This window comes from Bradyrhizobium sp. 25ACV (assembly GCF_054863005.1).
Map to the genome: position 1 here is coordinate 396,664 of NZ_JAVAYO010000005.1, position 25,487 is coordinate 422,150.

Here is a 25,487-nt window from a genome sequence, read left to right on the forward strand (position 1 = left end):
GGCCCTTCGGCCGCCCTTTCGTTTTTCTGCAGTGTAGCGAGCGCTTACTCGCCGGCGGCTTCGCGCGGGGCCTTCTCGCCCTCGCCCTTGCCCTCGAGGTCTTCGCCGGTGGTCTGATCGACCACCTTCATCGACAGGCGGGTCTTGCCGCGATCGTCGAAGCCGAGCAGCTTGACCTTGACCTTGTCGCCTTCCTTGACGACGTCGGAGGTCTTCTGCACGCGCGCCGAAGCGAGCTGGCTGATGTGGACGAGACCGTCCTTGGAGCCGAAGAAGTTCACGAAGGCGCCGAACTCCATCACCTTGACGACGGTGCCGTCATAGATCTGGCCGACTTCCGGATCGGAGGCGATCGACTTGATCCACTTGATCGCGGCCTTCATGGCCTCGCCGTCGCTGGAGGCGACCTTCACGGTGCCGTCGTCCTCGATGTTGACCTTGGCGCCGGTCTTCTCGACGATCTCGCGGATCACCTTGCCGCCGGTGCCGATCACTTCGCGGATCTTGTCGGTGGCGATCTTGAAGGTCTCGATGCGCGGCGCGTATTCGCCAAGCTCGGCGCGGGCGTTGGTGAGCGCCTTGGCCATCTCGCCGAGGATGTGGATACGTCCATCCTTGGCCTGGGCCAGCGCGACCTTCATGATCTCTTCGGTGATGCCCTCGATCTTGATGTCCATCTGGAGCGAGGTGATGCCTTGCTCAGTACCGGCGACCTTGAAGTCCATGTCGCCGAGATGGTCCTCGTCACCGAGGATGTCCGAGAGAACCGCGAAGCGCTTGTCTTCGAGGATCAGGCCCATCGCGATGCCCGCGGTCGGCCGCTTCAACGGCACGCCGGCATCCATCAGCGCGAGCGAAGCGCCGCAGACCGAAGCCATCGAGGACGAGCCGTTCGACTCGGTGATCTCCGACACCACGCGCGTGGTGTAGGGGAATTCGTGGTGCGGCGGCAGCACCGGGTGGATCGCGCGCCAGGCCAGCTTGCCGTGGCCGATCTCGCGACGCTTGGTGCCGCCGAGGCGGCCGGTCTCACCGACCGAGTAGGGAGGGAAGTTGTAGTGCAGCAGGAACGTCTCTTTGTACGTTCCCGACAGCGCGTCGATGTACTGCTCGTCCTCGCCGGTGCCGAGCGTGGTCACGACCATCGCCTGGGTCTCACCGCGGGTGAACAGCGCCGAACCGTGGGCGCGGGGCAGCACGCCGACTTCAGCGACGATGTTGCGCACGGTCTTGCTGTCGCGACCGTCGATGCGCTTGCCGGTGTCGAGGATGTTCCAGCGAACGATCTTCGCCTCGAGCTCCTTGAACACGCCGCTGATGCGCAGCTTGTCGAATTTCGGCTCCTGCCCTTCCGGGAAGTAGTGGGCGATCACCTTTTCCTTGACCTTGCCGACCGCGGCGTAGCGATCCTGCTTGACCGGAATGGCGTAGGCGGTGCGCAGCTCCTGCTCGACCAGGCCGAGCATTTCCTTCTCGAGCGCCGAATTGTCGATCACGGTGACTTCGCGCGGCTCCTTCGCAGCCTTCTCGGCGAGCTCGATGATCGCGTTGATCACGGGCTGGAAGTGGCGGTGACCGAACATCACCGCGCCGAGCATGATGTCTTCGTTGAGCTCCTTGGCTTCCGATTCGACCATCAGCACGGCGTCGGCGGTGCCGGCGACGACCAGGTCGAGCTGGGTGTCGACCATCTCGTCGAGCGTCGGGTTGAGGATGAACTCGTCATTGGCGAAGCCGACGCGCGCCGCGCCGATCGGGCCCTTGAAGGGCGCGCCGGACAGCGTCAGCGCCGCGGACGAAGCCACCAGCGCGACGATATCAGGATCGTTTTCCATGTCGTGCGACAGCACGGTGACGATCACCTGGGTCTCGTTGCGCCAGCCGTCGACGAACAGCGGACGGATCGGACGGTCGATCAGGCGGGAGACCAGCGTCTCCTTCTCGGTCGGACGTCCCTCGCGCTTGAAATAGCCGCCGGGAATGCGGCCCGCAGCGTAGGTCTTCTCCTGGTAGTCGACGGTCAGCGGCAGGAAGTCGACGCCTTCGCGCGGCGCCTTGGCCGCGACGACGGTGGCGAGCACCACGGTCTCGCCATAGGTGGCGACGACGGCGCCGTCGGCCTGACGGGCGATCTTGCCGGTTTCCAGCTTGAGAGTGCGTCCACCCCAGTCGATCTCGACCGAATGCTTATTGAACATAGATGTCTTCTTTCATGGGTTCTCGAAAGAAGGACGGCTCGAAAAACAAAAACCATGCGCAAGATTGCGGGGCGCTGATCGAAGCGGGTGATCAGCGTCCTGCGATCCTGCCATGGTTTTTGGATTTCGGATGGCGTCCATCCTTTCGGGTCATACGGGCGCCTTGCCCGTTGTGCCCAGCCGCCGGATTGCTGCTGGACTGTCAGTCGGCACGAATGCGAACACCGAACCGCGGTCTTCGCTCATCATGCCCGGATGCTGGCCGTCAACGGCCCGCATCCGACGTGCACGCAACCTCGATCAAAAAGCTTAAAATAAGCGCTTTCGTTCGAAACCACGTGCGAAAACGCGCGCCGTTGGCGCGCGCAAGAACTCTTAACGGCGAATATTGTGCTTCTCGAGCAGCGCCTTGTAACGCGCCTCGTCCCGCTTCTTGAGGTAGTCGAGCAGCGAGCGGCGGGTCGAAACCAGCTTCAAGAGGCCGCGACGCGAATGGTTGTCCTTCACGTGGGTCTTGAAATGGTTGGTGAGGTTGTTGATGCGTTCCGACAGGATCGCGACCTGAACCTCGGGCGAGCCGGTGTCGCCGGCCTTGTTGGCATTCGTCTTGATGACTTCCGCTTTGCGTTCTGCGGCAATCGACATCGTCAATTTCTCTCGTTGCGACCGGGGCTGGCAGTCAGGCCGGTCAGGTTGAACACACGCTTGGGGATGATTTCGCCATTGCCGACTTCAGCAAGCGCGAGAAGACGGCCTGCCACCGTGACATAGACTGTGCCGCTACAAGTGGGCGCATCCCGTCCGCGCAACAAAACGGCCTGGCCCCGATGGAGCCTTGCCGCATCAGCCCGAGTGACGGCCAGTGCCGGGATGTCGTCCAGCGCGGTCTCAACGGGCATAAGCGCGTCCGCGAGGCTACCCTCGCCGGACGCGGCTCTATCGCACAAAGCCTCCAGCTGATCCAGCGGAATCATGTCGTTTTCGCCAAATGGGCCGACCAGGGTCCGTCTGAGCGCGCAGATATGGCCGTAAGTGCCGAGAATCCGGCCCATATCGCGGGCCAGTGCCCGGACGTAGGTGCCCTTGCCGCATTCGGCCTCGAATACGGCCCGGTCGTTATCCGGTTGATCCACAAGGGTTAATTGGTGAATTTCGACCGGGCGGGGAGCCAGCTCCACGACCTCGCCGTCGCGGGCGAGGTCGTAGGCGCGCTCGCCCTGGACCTTGATCGCGGAATAACGCGGCGGGATCTGCTCGATCACCCCGGTGAAGCGGGGCAACAGGGCCAGGATGGCCTCGCGGGTCGGACGCTGGTCCGAGGTCGCGGTCACCCGGCCCTCGATGTCGTCGGTGTCGCGCTCCTCGCCCCAGCACACCGTGAACTGGTAGCGCTTGCGGCCGTCCATGACGAAGGGAACGGTCTTGGTGGCTTCCCCGAGCGCAATCGGCAGCCCGCCCGAGGCGAGCGGATCGAGCGTGCCGGCGTGTCCGGCGCGCTTGGCGTTGAACAGGCGCTTGAGCACCGCGACCGCCTGCGTCGAGGTCATGCCGATCGGCTTGTCGAGCACGACCCAGCCATGGACGTCGCGCCGGTCGCGGCGAACCTGGTTGCCCTTCTGCTTGGCATTTGCGCGCGGATCGTTGTTGACGCGGCGCGGCTCCTGATGCGGCTGCGAATTGCCGCCCAGGCCCGCAAAATTGTCGTCCGCAAAATTATTTTTCTGCACGTCGCGCTGATCGGCCTGTTCGCCGCTGATCGTGTCGTGAGCCGGGTCCATGGTCATCGTTCTTCTTCCCGATCCGTCTCCGGATCCTGTTCCAAATCCTGTTCGAGGTCCTTCTGAACCGCAGGTGTTCGCAAAAGCTTCTCGATCCGTTCCGCTTCGTCGAATCGTTCGTCGACGCGGAAACGAAGATCAGGTGCAAATTTCAGGTTAACGCGCCGCGCGACCTCGCCGCGCAGAAACTTCTTGTTGCGTTCGAGCGCAGCGATGACGACCTCGGTGTCACGGCCACCGAGCGGCATCACATAGACTGTCGCGAGCTTCAGGTCGGGCGACATCCGCACCTCCGGCACGGTGATGATGTGACCTTCGAGATCCGCATCATGCACATTGCCTTGCGCCAGAATCTCGGCCATCGCGTGGCGAACCTGCTCGCCGACGCGCAACTGACGTTGCGAGCCTCCGCCGGGCGCGGAATTTTTTTTCTGATGATGGCGTGGCATTCTCGAAAATCACCTCGTCATGCCCGCGCTTGGGACACGAGCATTGTCATTTGTCCTGTTGAAACGAATGCGGTGCGATGGCCGGAATAAATCCGACCATCGCACTCCCGCAATTTCAGCTCAAAAAGATCCAGTCGCTTCGGTAAGATTTGGACTTACAGGGAGCGCTGGATCGTCTCCACGCGATAACACTCGATGACATCGCCTGCGCGCATGTCGTGGTAGTTCTCGAAGGCCATGCCGCATTCCTGACCGGACTGGACTTCCTTCACTTCGTCCTTGAAGCGTTTCAGCGTCGACAGCTTGCCTTCGTGCACGACGACGTTGTCGCGGATCAGGCGCACATTGGCGCCGCGTTCCACGGTGCCGTCGGTGACGCGGCAGCCGGCGACCTTGCCGACCTTGGAGATGTTGAAGATCTCCAGGATCGAGGCATTGCCGAGCATGGTTTCGCGCAAGGTTGGCGCGAGCAGGCCGCTCATCGCCTTCTTCACGTCGTCCACGAGGTCGTAGATGATGTTGTAGTAGCGGATCTCGATGCCGTTGCGCTTGGCGGCCGCAGCGGCCTCCTTGTTGGCACGAACCGAGAAGCCGATGATCGCGGCGTTGAAGCCTTCGGCCAGCGTCACGTCGGATTCCGAGATGCCGCCGACGCCGGCATGCAGGATGCGGGCTGCGACTTCGTCGGTGCCGAGCTTCTCCAGCGAGCCGAGGATCGCTTCCAGCGAGCCCTGCACGTCGGCCTTGATGATCAGCGGGAATTCCTTGCGGCCCGCGGTCTTCAATTGCGACATCATCTGCTCGAGCGAGCCGCGCATGCCGGAGATCGAGGCAGCCGCGTTCTCGCGCTTCTGGTGCGCACGGTAGCTGGTGACCTGGCGGGCGCGGGCTTCGTTCTCGACCACGGCGAGACGATCGCCGGCTTCCGGAGGACCATTGAAGCCGAGCACTTCGACCGGCACCGACGGACCTGCTTCCTGCACGGTCTCGCCCTGATCCGAGATCAGCGCGCGGACGCGGCCCATCTCGGCGCCTGCGACGATGATGTCGCCGACCCGGAGCGTGCCGCGCTGGACCAGCACGGTCGCGACCGGACCGCGGCCGCGATCGAGCTTAGCTTCGATCACTGTGCCCTCGGCCGGCCGTTCCGAATTGGTCTTGAGGTCGAGGATATCGGCCTGGAGCGCGATCATCTCGAGCAGCTTGTCGAGATTGGTCTTGTTCTTGGCGGACACTTCGACGTCGACGACTTCGCCGCCGAAGGATTCCACCTGCACCTCGTGCTGGAGCAGCTCGGTGCGCACGCGCTCGGGCTTGGCGTCGGGTTTGTCGATCTTGTTGATGGCAACGATGATCGGCACCCGCGCCGCCTTGGCGTGGTTGATGGCTTCGATCGTCTGCGGCATGACGCCGTCATCGGCCGCAACCACCAGCACGACGATGTCGGTCACCTTGGCGCCGCGGGCGCGCATCGCGGTGAACGCGGCGTGGCCGGGCGTGTCGATGAAGGTGATCTTCTTGCCGCTTTCGGGCGACAGCACCTGATAGGCGCCGATATGCTGGGTGATGCCGCCGGCCTCGCCGGAGACGACGTTGGCATGACGGAGCGCGTCGAGCAGCGAAGTCTTGCCGTGGTCGACGTGACCCATGACGGTCACCACGGGCGAACGGGTCTCGGTGTCGGTCGAATCGTCGGTGGCGTCGAACAGACCTTCTTCAACGTCGGACGCAGCAACGCGCTTGACGGTGTGGCCGAGCTCTTCGGCAATGAGCTGCGCGGTGTCGGCGTCGATCACGTCGGTGATCTTGTGCATCGCGCCTTGCTTCATCAGCATGCGGATGACGTCGACCGCGCGCTCGGCCATGCGGTTGGCGAGTTCCTGGATCGTGATCGCTTCCGGAATGACCACCTCGCGGATGAGCTTTTCCTTCGGCTCGTTCGAGGCGTGGCCCTTCAGGCGCTGGGTACGCCGGCGGAACGAGGCGATCGAGCGCTCGCGGACTTCGTCGGCATTGAGCGCGGTGACGACGGTCAGGCGGCCGCGCTCCTTCTGCGGGCCGGGCTTGTGGGTGGGCTTGGGGGCCACCACGGGACGCGCGGCGCCGCCGGGACCGCGGCGGATCTGGCGAGGACCATCGTCCTCGTCCGGGCCGGCAGCAACCGCGGGAGCGCGGCCCAACGGGCCACCTGCCGGTCTCGCTGTGGTCGTTCCGGGGCGCGCGGTCGATGTTCCCGGGCGTGCCGTGGTGGTGCCGGGGCGCGCGGCGGGGGCGCCGGTGCGCGGCGCCGGAGTGGCCGGGGCGGCGGCTGCGGGGCGCGGCGCGGATGCCGGCTGCTCGCCTTCGCCAAAACGCTTCTTGGCCTCGGTCTCTGCCTTGCGCTTGGCTTCGTCCTCGTGACGGTGACGCTCTTCCTCGGCCTTGCGGCGGGATTCGGCAGCTTCGCGCTCGACGCGTTCAGCGGCTTCGCGAACAGCGCGGCGCTGGGCCTCTTCCTCGGCCTGGCGGCGCTCTTCGACTTCGCGCACCTTGGCATCGGCCAGCGCGCTGGCGCGGGCGGAACGTTCGTCCTCGGTCAGCGTGCGCAGCACCACGCCGGATCCGGCGTTGCGCGGCGGCGCAGGGCGCGACGGAGCGGGCGTCGGAGTTGGCGCGGCCGGCGCCGGCTTCGCGACGACCGTGGGAGCCTGCGGTTCGGCACTGCCGTCGATGCGGCGCTTGCCGCGCTTCTCGACCACGACCTGCTTGCTGCGGCCATGGCTGAAGCTCTGGCGGACAGTGCCCGTTTCGACGCGCGGCTTGAGCGATAGCGTCTTGCTCGGAACGCTCAGCTTCTTGTCGTCAGGGGTCTTGGTATCAACCATTCAGCAGTCCTAATCCTGATTTATCAGTGTTGTGCGTTGCCGCACCGTCCTATCGGGTCGTCTGTCTCTCAGAAATCCTGGCCGGGCTTTTCGGCAGTCTTGTCATCGTCCGCCATCCGGTATCGGACCAGCATCTGGCTACGTGACAGGAATGACTTGCTCGCCGGGCCCGCGAGCAGGGCAGCATGTATCACATTTGACCGGGTCAGTGCCAAATCCAATTCTAACGATTTCAGCGCGGTAACGACGGGAATCTGCGGCTTGGCGCCGCGATTTCCGGCATTTTGACGCGCCAGCATGTCCAATTTGCGGATTCCGTCCGCGGCCCCGTCGCTGGCGTGGATCAGGACCCCGGCCGTGCCTTCCCGAAGGGCGCTTTCGACCTTGCCGAAGCCGGCCACGACCTGGCCCGCTTTGGCGGCGATCCCAAGGGCTTCCGTCACGCTCCGAACCAGGAGCGCCTCGATATCGGCAGGAAGCGTCTGAGGGATGCGCAGCTCGCGCTTGAAGGCCTTGCTAAATTGGTGACGCCGGACGGCTTCCGCAACCACCCCGCGTGAGGCGGTGAGCCACATGCCGCGTCCGGGCAGCTTGCGCTTGAGATCTGGAACTACGTCGCCTTGCGGCGAAATGACGAAGCGGATCAGCTCGTCGATCGGCCGGACCTGCCGACTGACCGCGCACATCCGCATGGTCGCGGACCTTTCGGTCCGCGGGCCATGGTCAAGTTCGGGGTCAGTATCGATGAGCATCCGGGCGACATTCTCCTTTGCCCTTAAGCCGGCTGATCTTCGGTGGCCTCAGCCTCCTCAGCGGGCTTGGCCAGATCGGCCTCGGTGATCCAGCCGGCCTTGACGCGGGCCTGCATGATCATCGCCTCGGCATCGTCACGGGAGATGTCGATACCGTCGAGCGCGCCGGGGAACTTGGTCTGCTCGCCGCCTTCCTTGCGTTCGGTCCAGCCGACCAGATCGTCGGTGGCGCAGCCGGCGAGGTCGTCGACCGTCTTGATGTCGTTCTCGCCGAACTTCACCAGCATCTTGGAGGTGACACCGGGGACGTCCTTGACGGCGTCCTCGACACCGAGCTCCTTGCGCCTGGCCTCGATCTCAGCTTCCTGCTGCTCGAGATATTCGCGGGCACGGCTCTGGAGCTCCTGCGCGGTCTCCTCGTCGAAGCCCTCGATGCCGGCGAGTTCCTTGAGGTCCACCATGGCGAGTTCCTCGACCGAGGTGAAGCCTTCGGACGCCAGCAACTGGCCGACCACTTCGTCGACGTTGAGCGATTCCATGAAGACGCGGGTGGAGTTCTCGAAGTCGGCCTGGCGGCGCTCCGATTCCTCCTGCTCGGTCAGGATGTCGATATCCCAGCCGGTGAGTTGCGAGGCCAGACGCACGTTCTGGCCGCGGCGACCGATCGCCAGCGAGAGCTGGTTGTTGGTATCGGGCACGACGACCTCGATGCGCTCGCGGTCTTCGTCGATCACGACCTTGGACACTTCGGCTGGCGCCAGCGCGTTGACCACGAAGGTCGCGATGTCGGGCGACCACGGAATGATGTCGATCTTCTCGCCCTGCAATTCGTTCACCACGGCCTGCACGCGCGAGCCGCGCATACCGACGCAGGCGCCGACCGGATCGACCGAGGAATCGCGGGAAATCACGCCGATTTTCGCGCGCGAGCCCGGATCGCGGGCAACCGCCTTGATCTCGACGATGCCGTCATAGATTTCCGGCACTTCCTGCGCGAACAGCTTCGCCATGAACTGCGGATGGGTGCGGGAGAGGAAGATCTGCGGACCTCTCGTCTCGCGGCGGACGTCGAAGATGTAGGCGCGGACGCGGTCGCCGTTGCGGAAGACTTCGCGCGGCAACATCTCGTCACGGCGGATGATGGCTTCGCCACGACCGAGATCGACGATCACGCTGCCGTATTCGACGCGCTTGACGACGCCATTGACGATGTCGCCGATGCGATCCTTGAATTCCTGATATTGCCGGTCGCGCTCGGCCTCGCGCACCTTCTGCACGATGACCTGCTTGGCCGATTGCGCCGCGATGCGGCCATATTCCAGCGGCGGCAGGGTGTCGGCGATGGTGTCGCCGACCTGGGCGCCGGGATTGGCGCGCTGCGCGTCTACCAGCGAGATCTGGTTGGAATGGTTTTCGACCTTCTCGACCACCAGCATGTGGCGCGACAGCCGCAGCTCGCCCTTCTTCGGGTCGATCTCGGCATGAACATCAGTTTCGCTGCCGTAACGTGCGCGGGCCGCCTTGGCGATGGCATCCTCCATCGCCGCGATGACGATGCCGCGGTCGATCGATTTCTCGCGCGCAACGGCATCGGCGATCTGGAGCAACTCAAGTCGATTGGCGCTGACTGCCATGGCTAGTCTCCTTCGTCAGGCTCGATCTCGCCCCGTCGCGCGCGTTCGGCGGCCAGGCGATGCTTCTTCGTATTGGTCGGGGCCGGCTTCTTCTTCGGCTTGATGTTCTTGGTGGTTTTCGCACTGATCTCGGCGTGCGGCGCCTGTGGCGGCTCGATGCCGAGATCGCGGCGCATCTGGCGCTCCTCGGCCTTGCCGCGGCGCATCGATTCCGCGATCAGCTCGTCGGTCAGCACCAAGCGGGCCTCGCCGATATCCTCCATCGTCAGGAGCACGTCGGCATCGTCGCCCGCCTTGACGTCGTCGCGACGCAGATGCACGCGATCGCCTTCGACCGGACCGATCATGCCGCGGAACCGCTTGCGCCCTTCATGGGCAACCGCCATCTCGATCTTCACCAGATGGCCGGAATAGCGCTCGAAATCGGAACGGCGAACCAGCGGCCGGTCGATCCCCGGCGAGGAAATTTCCAGCCGATAGGCGCGATCGATGGGGTCGGCGACGTCGAGCACGGGTGACAGCGCCCGCGAGATCGCCTCGCAATCCTCGAGCTGCATCGAGCCGTCAGGCCGCTCGGCCATGATCTGGACGGTGCAGCCGGCTTCCCCGGAAATGCGGATCCGCACCAGCCGGTAACCCATGCCCTCGAGCACCGGCGCGGCGACCGCAGACACACGTGCCGCCACGCCCGGCTCGACCACGAGCCTCGGCTCGGCCAGCAACTCGGCATCCGTGGAACCAGTGTTCGGTTCGGTCATATCAGGGGTCAAGGCGCTCGATGGTTAAGGCTTGGTTACGATTTTCAAAGCCCGCTTCGGAACTTCCCGACAGCGCGTCGGGCCGCATCTTCCGCCAAGCCGCGTTCGGGTAATAAAAAAGAGCGGGTCCTTTCGGGCCCACTCTCACTACGCGGATCGTATGAGAAGATGAATTGGCGCTGATATAGCGCTTTCTGTCCCCCCGGACAAGGCCCATCGCGGGCCAGACGAGGCTTTTTGCGCCCGATTCGCGGCGCCCCGGGCCTAACGCTTCCTTCACCTCGGGGAGCTAAATTCCCTGATTGTGGGGCGGCTTGGACCAAGGGCGCGCCCGCGGCGTGCCCCCTACGAGTTGCGTTTTCATGACCGTTGCCACGTCGCTCATTCCCGGACTGGACGATATCGTCAAACGCGGCGATCCGCGGCGACGCGGCGAAATCGCGCGCGCCATCTCCGAGCTGTTCTTCCAGGATTCCGCCAATCTTCGGCCCGAGCTCATCGATCTCTTCGACAACCTCCTGATCGATCTCGTCCCGCATGCGGAGCTTGCCTCGCGCGTCGACCTCGCCGAGCGCTTCTCGCGGTTGAACAATGCTCCGCTGCATCTGGTGAATCAGCTCGCGCGCGAAAACGAAATCGCGGTCGCAGGTCCAGTGCTGCGCCACTCCCCCGTGCTCGATGACGCCGCGCTGGTCGAGATTGCGCGGCTGAAAGGTCAGGGGCATCTGCTGGCGATGACGGAGCGCCCCGCTTTGTCTCCCGTCATCACCGACGTGCTGGTGGAGCGCGGCGATCGCGACGTGGTGCGCCGCGCCGCGGGCAATGCCGGTGCGGTGTTCTCGCCTGGCAGCTATTCCGAGCTGATCAAGCGTGCGGCGCAGGACGGCGTGCTGACGCTCAAGATCGGCCAGCGCCGTGATCTCTCGGGCGAGAACCTGAAACAGCTTCTCGACGGCACGCTCGACGTCATCCGCCGCCGGCTCTCCAGCGTGGTCAATCCCGTGCGCCAGGTCGAGATCAAGCGCGCGATGGTGGCCATCGAGGAGGCCGCGCGGCCGCCGGGACCGCGGCGCGATTTCTCCGCGGCACAGCGCACGGTGCTGGCGTTGCATCGCGAGGGCCATCTCGGCGAGAGCGCACTGCTCGGCTTCGCCAAGGCGAACAAATACGAGGAATCGATCGCCTCGCTTTCGGCGATGTCCGGCGTTCGCCTCTCTGTGCTCGACCGCCTGATCGCAGGCGACCGCTACGACCCGATCCTCATTCTCGGCCGCGTGCTGAATCTCGGCTGGCCCACGGTGCGCGCGCTCATCCTGCTCTGGTACGGTCCGCACCGCACGCCGGCCGATGCCGATATCGAGGCGGCGCGCGTGAACTTCACGCGCCTGATGCCGACGACCGCCGAGCGCGTCGTGAATTTCTGGCGCAACCGGCAGACGATCTAGAGTCGTCTGAATCGCAAATACGCAGCCTTCCGTCCTTCGCGTGCGGCCTTTCGGCCGTAGCGCGTCATGGTGTAGCCCGCCCATGGCTGCCTGAAGTCGTCAGCGCGTTCGGCAAGCCAGACGAAATCCTGCGAACGCGCAAGATGCGACAGCGTCCAGGCACAGTAATCGTCGATGTCGCAGACGAAGCGGAATTCGGCGTTCGGCTTCAGCACGCGCGCCATCGCGGCGATGGTCCTGTCCTGGACGAAGCGTCGTTTCCAGTGCCGCCGCTTCGGCCAGGGATCGGGATGGATCAGGTCGATCCGCGACAGCGATGCCTTGGGCAGCCAGGCCAGCAGCTCGGCGGCATCGCCAGCAAACAGGCGGATGTTGCCGATGTTGGCGGCCTCGATCTGCGCGAGGATCTTGGCCATGCCGTTGACATAGGGCTCGCAGCCGATGAAGCCTGTCGTGGCGAAGCTTTGTGCCTCGGCCGCGAGATGCTCGCCACCACCGAAGCCGATCTCGAGCCTGACATCGTCGGCGGTGGGATCGAAGATCTCGCTTGCATCCGCCGGCGTCTCACCGTGGATGTCGAGCGCCAGATGCGGCAGCAGTTGACCAATCAGCTCGGCCTGGTGCTGCCTGAGCTTGTGACCCTTGCGGCGCCCGAAGAACGCGCGCTCGCTGTCATCGCGATCGGGGTCTGATTTGCGCTCGCTCATCGCAGCGTCTGGTACAGGCGATGGAGCAGCCGCGCGCGCGGCGCGAGCGAGGAGACATAGAGCTGCTCATAATGAGTGTGCGCGCCCTTGCCGTCGACGCCGAGTCCGTCGAGCGTCGCGGTATGGGCCGCGGTGAAATTGCCGTCCGAGCCGCCGCCGGTGTGGGTGTCGACCAGCTCGAAGCCGATCTCGCCGGCGAGCGTCTTCGCATGTTCGTACAGCGAGGCGCCCGCGTTGCTCTTCTCGTAGGGCGGACGGTTGAGCTCGCCGGTGACGGTGACGGTGACGCCGTCGGTCTTCGACGTCAGCCCAAGGATCTTGCCGACGAACTCCTCTGCGTCCTTGAGGCTCAGCACGCGCAGATCGACCTCGGCATAGGCGTCTTCCGGTGTGACGTTGGGACGCGTGCCGCCACGCACCACGCCGACATTGACGCTGACGCCGCGTGTCAGGTCGTTCATCCCTTCCAGAGCGAGGATGACGTTGCCAAGCTCGCGCACGGCGCTGCGGCCGTCTTCCGGCCGCGAGCCGGCATGCGCGGGCACGCCCTTGATGAACACCTTGAAGCGTCCGACGCCCTTGCGTCCAGTGACGATCTTGCCGCCATCGCGCGCCGGCTCCGTCACCAGCACGTATTTGGCCTTGCGCCCTTCCGTCTCGATGAGTGCGCGCGAGGTGGGACTGCCGATCTCCTCGTCGGAGGTGAACAAATGCGTGATGCCGAGCGGCGAGCGATCGACTGTGGCACACAGCGCGGCAAACGCGTGATGGGCGATGTAGGCGCCGCCCTTCATGTCGTAGATGCCGGGACCGTATGCGACGTCGCCTTCGACCTTGAACGGCAGGCGCTCGATGAATCCCATGGGATGAACGGTATCGAGGTGGCTCAGCACCAGGATGCCCGGCCGGTCCTGCCCCCAATTCGAGCGCGCCATGAGATGATCGCCGCAGCCATCGACGCCGGCGACGCGTTCGAGCGTGACCGGCAGATCGCGGTATTGCTCCGCGACCATGGAGATCAGACTGTTGACCTGTTCAGGCGCTTCCGTCGGCGTCTCGACCTCCACCCAGCGGCGGATGCCATCGAGAATAGTTTGGGAATCGAACCAATTGGAGCTGGCCATGGACGCATCTGTGCCTTTGAATCGCATCATCGAAGCGGACGCGCATCAAAGCGCGGCCACGAATGACGACATAGGCCAGATTTGACGCGGTCTCAAATCGCCATTGAGATGGCGATCAGCGCTTGTCGGGACCTTCGCGAGCCGCAATCTGCTCGACGAGATCGACGATCGAGCGGCGCATCTTCGAATCGGTGATTCGCGTGAACGCCTTGGTCAGGGCAAGTCCTTCGGACGTCGCGAGAAAGTCCGACACATAGGAAGGCGAGGCGCCTTCGCTGAAGCCATCCGGACCCGGCACGCCGCTCGGGCCGCCCTCGAACAGGAACGACACCGGCACCTGGAGAATTTCGGCGATCTGCTGGATGCGGCTCGCGCCGACCCGGTTCGTGCCCTTCTCGTATTTCTGGATCTGCTGGAAAGTCAGGCCCAAAGCTTCACCGAGCTTTTCCTGGCTCATGCCCAACATGATGCGGCGCATACGCACGCGACTGCCGACATATTTGTCAACAGGGTTGGGCGCTTTCGACATTTCCTCAGCCCTCCAAACACCACCTTCAGCGCAATCAACTGGAGTGCCTCAGGTGCAAGCATCGTCAAATCAGACCCTCTTATTGGGAAACATTGCGGAGAAATTTAGCAATGCCCACTGTCTTTTGCAGCCGGTGCAGAATGGGGAGCCCATGTGCAGTCTGTCAACCGTCGGACTACGGTTGTCAAAAGTTTCCGGCCGCCTCCGCGGCGACGGCGCGATCAGGCCTTCCGCTTGGTGACACGTCGGCGGACCGCCAGAATCACGGCCAGCGCGACGAGCATGGCGGCCGGCACATCGCCTACCCGCGCATAGACCGTCGGTGATATCGCAGCAGGCAGGCTTGCATCCAAAATGCCTTCGATGCCGAGACCGAGGCTGGCGACGGTGCGGCCCACCGGATCGATCACCGCGGAGATACCGGTATTGGCGGAGCGGACCAGCGGCAATCCGAGCTCGATCGCGCGCATGCGCGACTGCTCGAGATGCTGATAGGGGCCGGTCGAAATGCCGAACCAACCGTCATTGGTGAGGTTCACGATCCAGCCCGGACGTTCGTTGCGTCCAGCCACCTCGCCGGGAAAAATTGCCTCGTAACAGATCAGCGGTAGCGCGGGCGGCGCGCCGGGCACCTGCAGCGCATGCCGCACCGTGCCGGGAATGAAGCCGCCGCGCACACGCGTCAGTTGCTCGAAACCGAGCTTCTCCATCAGTGCCTGGTAGGGAAGAAATTCTCCGAACGGCACCAAGTGCAACTTGTCGTACACTGCGAGCACGCTGCCGTCGTGATCGATGACGTAGATCGAATTATAGGCACGCGTGATCGGCGTGCCTCGCGGCAGGTCGGGCGCGCGGACCGACCCCGTGATCAGCACCGTGCCCTTGGGCAGTAGATCGGCGATCTGCGCCATCGCATCTGCTTCGCGGGTCAGGAAGAACGGAAAGGCCGATTCCGGCCAGATCAGGATGGTGGCATCGCGCACGCCGGTCGATTGCGGGCCGGAGGCGCGGTCCGACAGCGCCAAATATTTTTTCATCACCTCCGACTTGGCGGCGTAATTGAATTTGGCGTCCTGCTGCAGGTTCGGTTGCATCAGGCGCAGCTTGGCGCCAGCAACCATCGTGGTTGGATGCAGCGACAGGCGGATCGCGCCGAAGATGCTCATGACAACCAGGAGCGCGATTGCGGCCGCCGGCACGCGCCACGCCAGGCGGCGATCGGGCGTGCGGTCGATCAGCGTCGCGGGGCTCGCGAAGATCGCAACCGTCAGGAACGTCATGCCCCACAGGCCGACCAGCGAGGCCGTCTGCGCCAGCGGCAGCGGCTCGGACAGCGCATAGCCGAACGCGTTCCAGGGAAAGCCGGTCAGCAGGTGGCCGCGCAGCCATTCGCTGATTGTGAGGCTTGCCGCAAGGGCAAGCACGCGCGTGGCGTTCTTGGTCCAGAGCAGGCGTGCCAGCGCAAAGCCGATGGCCGTGAAGATGGACAGGTAAGCCGGCAGGCCGAGCACGGCGAACGGCGTCAGCCAGGCGAATACATCGGCCTCGACGAAGAAGGCGTACCCGATCCAGTAGAGGCCGGGGACGAAATAGCCGAGCCCGAACCAGTAGCCGGTCAGCGCCGCGGCGGGGACGCCGCCATAGCGTCCGGCGCCGGCGCCGTCGATCAGCCAGACCAGTACCGGGAAGGTGATGAACAGCACCGGGAAGAGGTTGAACGGCGCCAGCGCCAGCACCGACAGCGCTCCGCACCCCATGGCGATGACGGCGCGCTTCCATCCCCAGGCGAGGATGATGGCAAGCGCAATCTGCCGAAGTCGCTGGAACGGACTCACTGTTGGCCGGTCCCGTCGCTTGGCGGCGGGGTGGGCGTGTCGTTGGCCGGCGATTGACCGCTGTCCGGCGTAGCCTCGCGGCGCCGGCTCTCGCGCTGGGTGCGGGGCGCAGGGCGCTCCTTCCGCGTCGAGATGCGCAGCCGCTTGACGCGGCGCGGATCGGCATCGAGCACCTCGATCTCGTAATTGCCGGGACCCGAGATCACCTCGCCGCGCACCGGCAGGCGCCCGACGAAACTGACGAGATAGCCGCCCAGCGTCTCCACTTCCTCGCCAGCCTCGCCGGTGACGAAATCCTCGCCGATCACCGAGCGGACGTCGTCGAGGCTGGCGCGGGCGTCGGCGATGAAGGCATTGTCGGGCAGGCGCACGATCGAGGGCGGCTCGTCGCTGTCGTGCTCGTCGTCGATCTCGCCGACGATCTGCTCGACGATGTCCTCGAGCGAAACCAGCCCGTCGCTGCCGCCATATTCGTCGACCACCAGCGCGAGGTGAATGCGCGTGGCCTGCATCTGCGCGAGCAGGTCGATCGCCCGCATCGACGGCGGCACGTAGAGCAGCTTGCGGATGATGCGTGCTTCCTCGAGCGGCAGCGCCAGATCGACGGCGCGGAGGTCGAGCCCGGCCGGCAGCGGCTTCTTGCGCTTGGTCTTGGTGGCTTCCGACACGCGCGCACGCGCGGTCATGAAGGCGAGCAGGTCGCGGATATGGACGATGCCGACGGGATCGTCGAGCGTCTCGTTGTAGACCACGAGGCGCGAATGGCCGGCGCTCTCGAAGCGGTCCATCAACTCGGCGAGCGGGATGTCGCGCTTCACCGCGACGACGTCGGCGCGATGGACCATGACGTCGGCGATGCGGCGCTCGTGCAGACTGAGGATGTTGCGCAGCATAGTGCGCTCAACCGCCGAGAAGCCGGTGTCGTCGGGCGTGGTCGCGTCGAGCACGACCTGGAGGTCGTCGCGCACCGATCCCGCCTTCCAGCCGAACAGCGTGCGGATGGCGCGCAGGAGCCAGCCATCGGCGGTCGGGCGCATCACCTCGCCCTGGGTCACCACGGCCGGCAGATTGGCCGTGTGGCGCGGGTTGTCTTGAATCGGGTCGGAGTCCGGCATCTCAGTGCGTCCCTGCGCGGTCTGCATAGGGATCGGGAATTCCAAGGTGAGCCAGGATCTGCGTCTCCAGGGCTTCCATCTCCTCGGCGTCGCCGTCGTTCTCGTGGTCGTAGCCGATCAGATGCAGGAAGCCGTGCACGGCGAGATGGCTCAAATGGTGGTCGAACGGCTTGTGTTCCTCGTCCGCCTCGCGCCGCATGGTCTCGTAGGCGATCGCAATATCGCCGAGCATGCGCGGCGCCTCGCCCGGCTTCCACTCGCCCTCCGGCTGAAGTGCGGGAAACGACAGCACGTTGGTCGGCTTGTCGATACCGCGCCAGTTGCTGTTGAGGGTGCGGATGCCGGCATCATCGGTCAGCATCACCGCCAATTCAGCGTCGGCAACGTCTTCGTCGACACTCTCGGCGGCGGCCGCAACCGCGCGCTGGATCACGGCTTCGGAATCGGGCTCGCGCTGCCAGCAATCGGCGACGACGAGGACCTCGGTCATGGGAAGGTTGGGATGGGACATTGTGTTGTCTGGGACGAAAGGGCGCCGTATCCGCGCCCTCTGGGTCCGGCTGTTGCCTCGTCAGGATTTGCCGGCGGCCGGCCGCTGCGGCGAGCCTTCGTAAGCGGCGACGATCCGCGCCACGAGTTCGTGGCGGATCACGTCCTCGGCTTTGAAATGAACCTGGGCAATGCCCTCGACGCCGCCCAGGAGGCGGGTCGCTTCGGCCAGGCCCGAGGTCTGGCCGTTCGGCAGGTCGATCTGCGAGGGGTCGCCGGTCACGATCATGCGGCTGTTCTCGCCGAGGCGCGTCAAAAACATCTTCATCTGCATCGACGTGGTGTTCTGCGCCTCGTCCAGGATGATGGCGGCGTTGGTGAGTGTGCGGCCGCGCATGAAGGCGAGCGGCGCGATCTCGATCTCGCCGGTCTGGAGCGCGCGCTCGACGATGCGCGCATCCATGAGATCGTAGAGCGCGTCGTAGATCGGACGAAGATAAGGATCGACCTTCTCGCGGAGATCGCCGGGCAGGAAGCCGAGCCGCTCGCCGGCTTCCACCGCCGGACGCGACAGGATGATCTTGTCGACCTCCTTGCGCTCGAACAGTTGCGCGGCATGCGCGACCGCGAGCCAGGTCTTGCCGGTACCGGCCGGGCCGATGCCGAACACCAGCTCATGGCGCTTCAGCGCGCGGATATAGGAGTCCTGGGCGGCGGTGCGCGCGCGCACCGGGCGCTTGCGCAGATTGATGCTGTCGAAGGTCGCCGATTTGGCCGATTTGGCATCGAACTCGAACAGCGAGCCCTGGGCGATGACCGCACGAATCGCGCCCTCGACCTCGCCCTGGTCGAGATCCTGCCCCTTCACGGCCTGCGCGTAGAGCATCTCCAGCACGCGGCGTGCGGCGTCGCAGCCGTCGCGCGTGCCGCCGATCGTGATGTGGTTGCCCTTGGAATCGACGACGACGCCGAGCCGCCGCTCGATCTGCGCCAGATGCTGGCCGTAGGGGCCGACCAGCGCGGAAGCGGCGCGGTTGTCGTCGAAGTCGATGACGACCTGGGTCTCGGGCGGAACTTGCATGTCGCGGTCAAATTTGCGGCTGGGAGCGAGAGAAGACGAATCCGATGCGCTTTTTGGCAAGGGTTCAGGCTCCAATGGCTGGCGATAAAGCGGGCTCGCGCGCCCCACGCGGCGTCACGAGCTCACCGAGAAAGCTGTAGCGTTCGAGGCTGTCGATCCTGACAGGCAGGATTTGTCCGATGATGTCGGGCGAGGCCATCACGTGGGCGGGCTGCAGGAAAGCGGTGCGGCCGACGATCTGGCCGTCCTTGCGCGCCGGACGCTCGAACAGCACGTCGACCGTTGAGCCAATCGCGGCCTTGTTGAAGGCCGATTGCTGGCTGTCGATCAGTTCCTGGAGCCGCTCCAATCGCTGGTCCATCTCGGCGGGGGACACCGTCTCCTGCATGTCCGCGGCCGGCGTTCCCGGCCGGGCGGAGTATTTGAACGAATAAGCCGCAGCGTAGCCGATTTGCGTGACAAGCGCGAGGGTGGCGAGAAAATCTTGCTCGCCCTCGCCGGGGAAACCCACGATAAAATCTGATGAAAAAGCAATGTCTTGGCGCGCGGCGCGGAAACGGTCGATGACCCGCCGGTAATCATCGGCGGTATGTTTCCGGTTCATGGCCGCCAGAATGCGGTCCGAACCCGATTGCACCGGCAGGTGCACGAACGGCATCAGGGCACCGAGATCGCGATGGGCGGCAATCAGGCTGTCGTCGACGTCACGGGGGTGGCTGGTCGAATAGCGCAGCCGCGCGATGCCGGGAATCGTCGCCAGATGCTCGAGCAGCCTGCCGAGCGGCCAGGTTTTTCCGTCCGGTCCCTCGCCATGATAGGCGTTGACGTTCTGCCCGATCAGCGTCAGCTCGCGCACGCCGTTGTCGGCGAGGCGCTTCACGTCGTCGACGATCTTCGCGACAGGGCGCGAGACTTCCGAGCCGCGCGTATAGGGCACGACGCAGAAGGTGCAGAACTTGTCGCAACCTTCCTGCACCGTGACGAAAGCGGAAATGCCGCGCGCGCGGATCGCGCCGGGCTTGGGCTGAGCCAGGAAGCCGAACTTGTCCTGGGCAGGAAACTCGGTCTCGATCGCGCGGCCTTCGTTGCCGGCGCGCTTCAGCAGCTCCGGCAGGTGATGATAGCTCTGCGGTCCCACCACGACGTCGACGACAGGCGCGCGGCGCACGATCTCCTCGCCCTCGGCCTGCGCGACGCAGCCCGCGACCGCGATTTGCATCGCGCGGCCCGCGCGCGCGGCCTCGTCCTTGGCGACACGCAATCGGCCGAGCTCGGAATAGACCTTTTCGGAGGCCTTCTCGCGGATGTGGCAGGTGTTGAGGATGACGAGGTCGGCGTCTTCAGCGCTGGCCGTCTCCACGAATCCTTCCGGAGCCAGCGTGTCCACCATGCGCTGGGCATCGTAGACGTTCATCTGGCAGCCATATGATTTGATGTGCAGCTTGCGCGGCGGCGTCATGGAACCCGGAATTGTGGTGGAGAACGGCCCTCAAATATAGGTTGGAGGGACGAAAATCCAGCGACTGGCGCCTCTTGGGCCGTCATTCCGGGGGCGGGACGCAGTCGCGAACCCGGAATCTCGAGCCAAATCCTCTGGATTCCGGCTTCACGCGCTCTGCGCGTGCCCCGGAAGGACGAAAAAGGGCGAAATCAGCCCGCGGGGGCCGCCTCGATCCGTCGAACCAGCTCCGGCAATTGCCGCATATCATCGAATGTCGATCCGGCGCCGGCGGCGCGCAGCCTTTCGGCGTGACCCGGCGGGCAGTGGCTGCCGCCGTGAAAGCCCAGCACGGTCATCCCGGCTGCGGACGCGCCGGTTACCCCGGGGACGCTGTCCTCGATCACGAGGCAGCGTTCCGGCGCGACTTTCATCTGCTTGGCGGCGAACAGGAATAGATCGGGCGCGGGCTTACCGCGTGCGACCTGGCTCGCTGAGAAGATGTGCGGAGCGAGCAGGTCGTAGAGGCCGGCACAGGTCAGGCCGTGAGTGATCTTCTCCGGCGTGCCGCTCGATGCGACGCATTTGGGCAGATCGATCGCGCCGATCGCCGCAGCCACATGGGTGATCGGCTGCAGATCGCTGGCGTAGAATTGCAGCGTGGCCGCGCTGATCTGCTGCTCCAGATCACCCGGAAGACTACGGCCGATTTCCTGTTCGACCATCAGCCGCGCGTCCTTCTCGGATACGCCGAGGAAGCGGACCAGCACCTGCTCCGAGGTGATGGGATAGCCGTGCCGCGTCAGCACATCGGCATGCGCGCGACAGGAGATCACCTCGCTGTCCACGAGCACACCGTCGCAATCGAAGATGATGAGGTCTATCGGCACTAAGGCATGATCCGGAAAAGTGTGTAGCGGTTTCCCGCGCGACAAACGCGAAACGCGTTTGCGCGGAGATCATGCCACTTAAGACGTCGGCTTGTCGTCGTCGAGCGGGACGCAATAGAGCTCGAGCCGGTGGTCGACCAGCCGGTAGCCGAGCTTGCGGGCGATCTCCGCCTGCAGCTTCTCGATCTCTTCGGAGGTGAACTCGATCACCTTGCCGTCGCGCAGATTGATGAGGTGGTCGTGATGGCTGTCGCGCATCTGCTCGTAGCGCGCGCGGCCCTCGCGGAAATCATGGCGCTCGATGATGCCGGCATCCTCGAACAGCTTGACGGTGCGATACACGGTCGAGATCGAGATCTTGTCGTCGACGGCGACGCAGCGCCGGTACAGTTCCTCGACATCGGGATGATCGATCGCCTCCGCGAGCACGCGGGCGATGACACGGCGCTGCTCGGTCATGCGCATGCCGGTGGCGGCACAGCGCGCTTCGATGCCGGACGCCTTGGATGCGGAAGAAGGTTTCAGTGCGGTCATAGTTTGTCTGCCTGGCGGGGGCGCTTTCTGCCACCAATGTTACGACAAGTCACGTCGCATCAGAAGGGCGTTCAATTGTTCCCCGTTCGGCTGCTTATAGTAGCGTTCGCGGCGCCCGACCACCATGAATCCGGCCCCATCGTACAGCCGCCGCGCTGGCTGGTTATTTTCCTCAACTTCGAGAAATATTGTGCGCACGCCGCGCCCCGCGAGATGGCCGAGATGGGTCATCAGCAGCGTGCGGGAGAGGCCGCGGCCGCGATAGGCCTCGTCCACAGCGATCGAGAGGATTTCCGCTTCGTCCGCCCCGATCCGCGATACCGCGAATCCGACCGTCCTGCGGCCGAGGCGCAGCCGATGCACGAGCGTGTTGTGCTCGCTGACCATGCTCTCGAATTCGCCCTCGCCCCAGCCGCGCGCGAAGGCGGCGCCGTGAAGCTGCGCCAGCTGCGCGGCGTCACGCACGGATGCGGGCTCGACGGCGGCGGTGCCGCCGCGCCACCATTCCGACAGCCATCTCATCATGGGGTCGCGGCTTGTGCTGCAAATGGCGGCGGTGCCGCCGGTTTGGCGTCGGGCGCCTTCAGATAGAACGGCCGCGCCGGATTCGTCGCGGGATCGGCGGCGCCGCCGAGCCATGCGATCCAGCCGATATCGGGCGCGGGCTGCGCGTCGACCGCGACCGGCTGGGGGATATCCTTCGGCCAGCGCTCGGCGAGGATGTTTGCGGCATTGCCGACCAGATGCGGCGCGCCGAATTGCGAGGCCGCGATCGCCTCGTCGATGGGAGCGACGCTCGGCCGCACCAGCTGGCTGCCGTCGCCGGCGACGATCTGGAAATAGACATGGTCGTGCCGCGCGTCGATCGCGGAGATCACGGGTGCCGATTTGCTCTGGCCGACGATGGCGGCGGCATAGGCCGACAAGGTGGTCAGGCCGATCGCCGGCCGCTCGGCCGCGAGCGCAAGGCCGCGCGCCGCCGAAATGCCGACGCGCAGGCCGGTGAAGCTTCCGGGGCCGACGGTGACCGCGATGCGGTCGAGCGCGGTGAAGGCGAGATCGGCCGATTGCATCACGCGCGCGATCATCGGCATCAGGGCCTCGGCGTGGCCGCGCTTCATGAGAAGCTGCTCCTGCGCAACGAGCTCGGCCGTTTCGGTGTCGAGCACGGCAGCGGCGCAGGCGTCGAGCGCAGTATCGATGGCTAGGATCAGCATGGACAAGCGAATGGCGAGTGGTGAATGGCGAATAGTCTAGCCGATCGGAATGCCATTCGCCATTCGCTACTCGCTACTCGCCATTCGCGGACCGATCACATCGGCCGGACTTCGACCACGTCAGGCACGAAGTGCTTGAGCAGGTTCTGGATGCCGTGCTGGAGCGTCGCGGTCGATGACGGGCAGCCGGAGCAGGCGCCCTTCATGTTGAGATAGACGATGCCGTCCTTGAAGCCGCGGAAGGTGATGTCGCCGCCGTCATTGGCGACCGCCGGCCGCACGCGGGTCTCGATCAGGTCCTTGATCATGTCGACCGTCTCGGCATCGGCCTCGTCGAAGAACTCGTCCTCGTCGTCGAGATCGGCATCATCAGCAGCCGCGCCGTCGGCGAGCAGCGGCGCGCCGGACATGTAATGCTCCATGATGGCGCCGAGGATCGCGGGCTTGAGCTGCTGCCATTCACCGTTCGCCTTGGTCACGGTGATGAAGTCGGATCCGTAGAACACGCCGGTGACGCCGGGCACCTCGAACAGCTTTTCGGCCAGCGGCGAGCGGGTGGCGGCTTCGCGGCTTGCAAATTCCATCGGGCTGCCGTCGACCACGACGCGGCCGGGAATGAACTTGAGCGTGGCGGGATTGGGGGTGGCTTCGGTTTGAATGAACATGGTTTTCTCCAGACGTCGCCGGTTCAAGGCCGGCGCGTGCTCTCTCCACTAGCAGATGGCGACGGAGAACGCACGATCAAGGGGAACGAGCAATTTCGCCCATAAATTTCAGTGAGTTAGGGCGCTGCTCAGCCTCCCCTGGAGGGGGAGGGTCGGCGCGAAGCGCCGAGGTAGGGTGATCTCTCCACGCGGGCGGTATTCGATGAGGATAGACCTTCACCCCACCCCGCTCGCGCTGCGCACGATCGACCCTCCCCCTCCAGGGGAGGGTAAGAGGCACCGTCGCTACGACAGTGAATCCACGCTTTGGTCGCTGAGCGCGCCGGAAATGATGGTCACGGGAATCGGGAAGGTTCCGACGGCATGCGCGAGCAGCGCAACCAGGGGACCCGGCCCCTCCGCACCGGGATTGGCGGCGAGCACCAGCATGGCGATATCAGGGTCCTCGTCGATCACCGCGAGCAGCTGCTCCATCGGCACACCCTCGCGGATCACCCGCTCGGGGGTGATCGCGGCGATGCCGTTGGCGCGGCCGGCGGCGCGGTCGAGCGCGGCCTCCGCCGCTTCCTGCGCCTCCGCGCGCATGATGTCGGCGACCCCCAGCCATTCCTGGCTCTGCTGTTCGGGCTCGATGATGCGCAGCATCACCACGCCGCCGCCGGCGCGGATCGCCCAGCGACTGGCATAGTAGACCGCGCGATCCCATTCGGCGGTGTCGTCGACGACGACGAGGCATTTGGGCTTGTGACCCGGCTCGAAGCAAAGTCGCTTGCTGGTCATGCATGTCCCGGCATGTGCACGGCCGGCATGCTGCCACACTCCCGCAAGGTTGGGGAGAGGAGATGCGGCCGGCGCGCTGGCGCCGACCGTCTCTATCGCGGTCGGATGAAGCCGACGATGTCCTTGGAGAGCTTCATCGTCTCGTCGGCGATCGCGCGGGCCCGGTCGGAACCTTCATTCAGGATCGAATCGATATGGCCGGGGTCGGCGACGAGGCGCTTCATCTCGCCGGCGATCGGCGCCAGCTTGGTGACGCACAGCTCCGCCAGCGCGTTCTTGAAGCTGGAGAACTGGCCGCCGCCGAACTCGCGCAGCACGTCCGCCTTGGGGCGGCCGGAGAGAGCGGCGAAGATGCCGACGAGGTTGTCGGCCTCGGGACGGGCTTCGAGGCCCTTCTCCTCTGACGGCAACGGCTCCGGATCGGTCTTCGCCTTGCGGATCTTCTGCGCGATGGTGTCGGCATCGTCGGTCAGATTGATGCGCGAATTGTCCGACGCATCCGACTTCGACATCTTCTTGGTGCCGTCGCGCAGGCTCATCACCCGCGTCGCGGGGCCCGTGATCAGGGGCTCCGGCAGCGGGAAGAACAGCCCGTCATTGGCGCCGAGGTTGCGGATCGAGTCACCAAAGTCGTTGTTGAACTTCTGCGCGATGTCACGCGAGAGCTCGAGATGCTGCTTCTGGTCCTCGCCGACCGGCACGTGGGTGGCGCGGTAAAGCAGGATGTCGGCGGCCATCAGCACGGGATAGTCGAACAGACCCACCGAGGCGTTCTCGCGGTCCTTGCCGGCCTTCTCCTTGAACTGCGTCATGCGGCCGAGCCAGCCCATGCGCGCAACGCAGTTGAAGATCCAGGCGAGCTCGGCATGGCCGGAGACCTGGCTCTGGTTGAACACGATGTGCTTCTTGGGATCGATGCCGCTCGCGATGAACGCCGCAGTCACTTCGCGGGTGTTACGCGCGAGCTCGGCCGGTCCGCCCCAGACGTCCACGCCTTGCGTGATCGCGTGCATGTCGACGACGCAATAGATGCAGTTGTGGGTTTCCTGCATCTTCACGAAATTGACGATGGCGCCGAGGTAATTGCCGAGATGCAGATTGCCCGTCGGCTGGACGCCCGAAAAGACCCGTTCAACGAATGGCATGGTAAGCCTTCCCATAGGTATTCGGCCGTCGTTTCCAACAGCGGCGCTGCCCCGTCAAGG

24 protein-coding genes are annotated in these 25,487 nt (G+C 65.0%); 1 reads left to right on the forward strand and 23 read right to left on the reverse strand.

The window, feature by feature from the left end; genetic code table 11:
- Positions 1-44: 44 nt before the first annotated feature.
- From pnp to rimP, 8 genes are all read right to left on the reverse strand, one after another.
- Positions 45-2,198: a polyribonucleotide nucleotidyltransferase gene (gene pnp / locus RAD04_RS14675; RefSeq protein ID WP_461624332.1), complete on the reverse strand. Its 2,154-nt coding sequence runs from the start codon at positions 2,196-2,198 to the stop codon at positions 45-47.
- Between the two features lie 375 nt (positions 2,199-2,573).
- A complete protein-coding gene (rpsO, locus tag RAD04_RS14680) occupies positions 2,574-2,843 on the reverse strand; it encodes a 30S ribosomal protein S15 (protein WP_008131787.1) in 270 nt (89 codons plus the stop codon).
- A gap of 2 nt (positions 2,844-2,845) precedes the next feature.
- A complete protein-coding gene (gene truB, locus RAD04_RS14685; protein WP_461624333.1) occupies positions 2,846-3,982 on the reverse strand; it encodes a tRNA pseudouridine(55) synthase TruB in 1,137 nt (378 codons plus the stop codon).
- A complete protein-coding gene (gene rbfA / locus RAD04_RS14690) occupies positions 3,979-4,425 on the reverse strand; it encodes a 30S ribosome-binding factor RbfA (protein ID WP_461616367.1) in 447 nt (148 codons plus the stop codon). Before rbfA ends, truB begins: the two co-directional genes overlap by 4 nt.
- 155 nt (positions 4,426-4,580) lie before the next feature.
- On the reverse strand, positions 4,581-7,289 hold the full coding sequence (gene infB, locus RAD04_RS14695; RefSeq protein ID WP_091962215.1) for a translation initiation factor IF-2: 2,709 nt from the start codon (positions 7,287-7,289) through the stop codon (positions 4,581-4,583).
- A gap of 68 nt (positions 7,290-7,357) precedes the next feature.
- Positions 7,358-8,041 carry an RNA-binding protein gene (locus RAD04_RS14700; protein WP_461624334.1) on the reverse strand — a complete coding sequence of 228 codons (684 nt, stop codon included), beginning with the start codon at positions 8,039-8,041 and terminating at the stop codon, positions 7,358-7,360.
- 23 nt (positions 8,042-8,064) lie between these two features.
- Positions 8,065-9,675 (reverse strand): transcription termination factor NusA, encoded by a 1,611-nt coding sequence (nusA, locus tag RAD04_RS14705; RefSeq protein ID WP_018319418.1) that lies wholly within the window; start codon positions 9,673-9,675, stop codon positions 8,065-8,067.
- A gap of 2 nt (positions 9,676-9,677) precedes the next feature.
- Positions 9,678-10,433, reverse strand: coding sequence for a ribosome maturation factor RimP (gene rimP, locus RAD04_RS14710; protein ID WP_461624335.1), 756 nt, complete (start codon positions 10,431-10,433; stop codon positions 9,678-9,680).
- A 362-nt stretch (positions 10,434-10,795) separates the two neighbouring features.
- On the opposite strand from rimP, the gene RAD04_RS14715 reads away from it, so the two are divergent.
- Positions 10,796-11,878 (forward strand): DUF2336 domain-containing protein, encoded by a 1,083-nt coding sequence (locus RAD04_RS14715; RefSeq protein ID WP_461624336.1) that lies wholly within the window; start codon positions 10,796-10,798, stop codon positions 11,876-11,878.
- On the opposite strand, the gene RAD04_RS14720 is transcribed toward RAD04_RS14715, so the two are convergent.
- The 15 genes from RAD04_RS14720 to trpS all read right to left on the reverse strand — a co-directional run bounded on the left by RAD04_RS14720 (position 11,875) and on the right by trpS (position 25,427).
- Positions 11,875-12,585, reverse strand: a complete 711-nt coding sequence (locus RAD04_RS14720; protein WP_461624337.1) for a tRNA (guanine(46)-N(7))-methyltransferase TrmB — start codon at positions 12,583-12,585, stop codon at positions 11,875-11,877. The genes RAD04_RS14715 and RAD04_RS14720 overlap by 4 nt on opposite strands.
- On the reverse strand, positions 12,582-13,739 hold the full coding sequence (locus tag RAD04_RS14725; RefSeq protein ID WP_461624338.1) for a M20 family metallopeptidase: 1,158 nt from the start codon (positions 13,737-13,739) through the stop codon (positions 12,582-12,584). The genes RAD04_RS14720 and RAD04_RS14725 overlap by 4 nt, the downstream gene beginning before the upstream one ends.
- A gap of 85 nt (positions 13,740-13,824) precedes the next feature.
- Positions 13,825-14,238, reverse strand: coding sequence for a helix-turn-helix domain-containing protein (locus RAD04_RS14730; RefSeq protein WP_018319423.1), 414 nt, complete (start codon positions 14,236-14,238; stop codon positions 13,825-13,827).
- A 221-nt stretch (positions 14,239-14,459) separates the two neighbouring features.
- Positions 14,460-16,073 (reverse strand): apolipoprotein N-acyltransferase, encoded by a 1,614-nt coding sequence (gene lnt, locus RAD04_RS14735; RefSeq protein ID WP_461616362.1) that lies wholly within the window; start codon positions 16,071-16,073, stop codon positions 14,460-14,462.
- On the reverse strand, positions 16,070-17,188 hold the full coding sequence (locus tag RAD04_RS14740; protein ID WP_461616361.1) for a hemolysin family protein: 1,119 nt from the start codon (positions 17,186-17,188) through the stop codon (positions 16,070-16,072). The genes lnt and RAD04_RS14740 overlap by 4 nt, the downstream gene beginning before the upstream one ends.
- 1 nt (position 17,189) lies before the next feature.
- Positions 17,190-17,699, reverse strand: coding sequence for an rRNA maturation RNase YbeY (ybeY, locus tag RAD04_RS14745; RefSeq protein ID WP_461624339.1), 510 nt, complete (start codon positions 17,697-17,699; stop codon positions 17,190-17,192).
- Positions 17,700-17,759: 60 nt separating this feature from the next.
- The gene (locus RAD04_RS14750; protein WP_028139517.1) at positions 17,760-18,758 is read right to left on the reverse strand and encodes a PhoH family protein; all 999 of its coding nucleotides are present in this window, start codon (positions 18,756-18,758) and stop codon (positions 17,760-17,762) included.
- Between the two features lie 64 nt (positions 18,759-18,822).
- Positions 18,823-20,217, reverse strand: a complete 1,395-nt coding sequence (gene miaB / locus RAD04_RS14755; protein WP_461624340.1) for a tRNA (N6-isopentenyl adenosine(37)-C2)-methylthiotransferase MiaB — start codon at positions 20,215-20,217, stop codon at positions 18,823-18,825.
- 191 nt (positions 20,218-20,408) lie between these two features.
- On the reverse strand, positions 20,409-21,086 hold the full coding sequence (locus RAD04_RS14760; protein ID WP_461624341.1) for an HAD family hydrolase: 678 nt from the start codon (positions 21,084-21,086) through the stop codon (positions 20,409-20,411).
- Positions 21,087-21,164: 78 nt separating this feature from the next.
- The gene (locus tag RAD04_RS14765; RefSeq protein WP_018319430.1) at positions 21,165-21,620 is read right to left on the reverse strand and encodes a Fur family transcriptional regulator; all 456 of its coding nucleotides are present in this window, start codon (positions 21,618-21,620) and stop codon (positions 21,165-21,167) included.
- 39 nt (positions 21,621-21,659) lie between these two features.
- Positions 21,660-22,145: a ribosomal protein S18-alanine N-acetyltransferase gene (gene rimI / locus RAD04_RS14770; RefSeq protein ID WP_461616357.1), complete on the reverse strand. Its 486-nt coding sequence runs from the start codon at positions 22,143-22,145 to the stop codon at positions 21,660-21,662.
- Positions 22,142-22,837 (reverse strand): tRNA (adenosine(37)-N6)-threonylcarbamoyltransferase complex dimerization subunit type 1 TsaB, encoded by a 696-nt coding sequence (gene tsaB, locus RAD04_RS14775; protein ID WP_461624342.1) that lies wholly within the window; start codon positions 22,835-22,837, stop codon positions 22,142-22,144. Before tsaB ends, rimI begins: the two co-directional genes overlap by 4 nt.
- A gap of 95 nt (positions 22,838-22,932) precedes the next feature.
- A complete protein-coding gene (locus RAD04_RS14780) occupies positions 22,933-23,502 on the reverse strand; it encodes a NifU family protein (protein WP_461616356.1) in 570 nt (189 codons plus the stop codon).
- Positions 23,503-23,787: 285 nt separating this feature from the next.
- A complete protein-coding gene (locus tag RAD04_RS14785; RefSeq protein ID WP_026202179.1) occupies positions 23,788-24,282 on the reverse strand; it encodes a universal stress protein in 495 nt (164 codons plus the stop codon).
- A gap of 92 nt (positions 24,283-24,374) precedes the next feature.
- Complete coding sequence (gene trpS / locus RAD04_RS14790) at positions 24,375-25,427, reverse strand: tryptophan--tRNA ligase (protein ID WP_461624343.1); 1,053 nt, start codon at positions 25,425-25,427, stop codon at positions 24,375-24,377.
- Between the last annotated feature and the right edge of the window lie 60 nt (positions 25,428-25,487).

What these genes read in the sequence shown, in the direction of transcription:
- RAD04_RS14765 (WP_018319430.1), bottom strand. Translation starts at nt 21,620, where the DNA reads ATGACCGCACTGAAACCTTCTTCCGCATCCAAGGCGTCCGGCATCGAA.
- RAD04_RS14785 (WP_026202179.1), bottom strand. Translation starts at nt 24,282, where the DNA reads ATGACCAGCAAGCGACTTTGCTTCGAGCCGGGTCACAAGCCCAAATGC.
- miaB (WP_461624340.1), bottom strand. Translation starts at nt 20,217, where the DNA reads ATGACGCCGCCGCGCAAGCTGCACATCAAATCATATGGCTGCCAGATG.
- RAD04_RS14720 (WP_461624337.1), bottom strand. Translation starts at nt 12,585, where the DNA reads ATGAGCGAGCGCAAATCAGACCCCGATCGCGATGACAGCGAGCGCGCG.
- infB (WP_091962215.1), bottom strand. Translation starts at nt 7,289, where the DNA reads ATGGTTGATACCAAGACCCCTGACGACAAGAAGCTGAGCGTTCCGAGC.
- pnp (WP_461624332.1), bottom strand. Translation starts at nt 2,198, where the DNA reads ATGTTCAATAAGCATTCGGTCGAGATCGACTGGGGTGGACGCACTCTC.
- rimI (WP_461616357.1), bottom strand. Translation starts at nt 22,145, where the DNA reads ATGATGAGATGGCTGTCGGAATGGTGGCGCGGCGGCACCGCCGCCGTC.
- ybeY (WP_461624339.1), bottom strand. Translation starts at nt 17,699, where the DNA reads ATGTCCCATCCCAACCTTCCCATGACCGAGGTCCTCGTCGTCGCCGAT.
- RAD04_RS14715 (WP_461624336.1), top strand. Translation starts at nt 10,796, where the DNA reads ATGACCGTTGCCACGTCGCTCATTCCCGGACTGGACGATATCGTCAAA.
- trpS (WP_461624343.1), bottom strand. Translation starts at nt 25,427, where the DNA reads ATGCCATTCGTTGAACGGGTCTTTTCGGGCGTCCAGCCGACGGGCAAT.
- RAD04_RS14730 (WP_018319423.1), bottom strand. Translation starts at nt 14,238, where the DNA reads ATGTCGAAAGCGCCCAACCCTGTTGACAAATATGTCGGCAGTCGCGTG.
- rpsO (WP_008131787.1), bottom strand. Translation starts at nt 2,843, where the DNA reads ATGTCGATTGCCGCAGAACGCAAAGCGGAAGTCATCAAGACGAATGCC.
- RAD04_RS14725 (WP_461624338.1), bottom strand. Translation starts at nt 13,739, where the DNA reads ATGATGCGATTCAAAGGCACAGATGCGTCCATGGCCAGCTCCAATTGG.
- rbfA (WP_461616367.1), bottom strand. Translation starts at nt 4,425, where the DNA reads ATGCCACGCCATCATCAGAAAAAAAATTCCGCGCCCGGCGGAGGCTCG.
- rimP (WP_461624335.1), bottom strand. Translation starts at nt 10,433, where the DNA reads ATGACCGAACCGAACACTGGTTCCACGGATGCCGAGTTGCTGGCCGAG.
- RAD04_RS14750 (WP_028139517.1), bottom strand. Translation starts at nt 18,758, where the DNA reads ATGCAAGTTCCGCCCGAGACCCAGGTCGTCATCGACTTCGACGACAAC.
- RAD04_RS14780 (WP_461616356.1), bottom strand. Translation starts at nt 23,502, where the DNA reads ATGTTCATTCAAACCGAAGCCACCCCCAATCCCGCCACGCTCAAGTTC.
- tsaB (WP_461624342.1), bottom strand. Translation starts at nt 22,837, where the DNA reads ATGCTGATCCTAGCCATCGATACTGCGCTCGACGCCTGCGCCGCTGCC.
- nusA (WP_018319418.1), bottom strand. Translation starts at nt 9,675, where the DNA reads ATGGCAGTCAGCGCCAATCGACTTGAGTTGCTCCAGATCGCCGATGCC.
- truB (WP_461624333.1), bottom strand. Translation starts at nt 3,982, where the DNA reads ATGACCATGGACCCGGCTCACGACACGATCAGCGGCGAACAGGCCGAT.
- RAD04_RS14740 (WP_461616361.1), bottom strand. Translation starts at nt 17,188, where the DNA reads ATGCCGGACTCCGACCCGATTCAAGACAACCCGCGCCACACGGCCAAT.
- RAD04_RS14700 (WP_461624334.1), bottom strand. Translation starts at nt 8,041, where the DNA reads ATGCTCATCGATACTGACCCCGAACTTGACCATGGCCCGCGGACCGAA.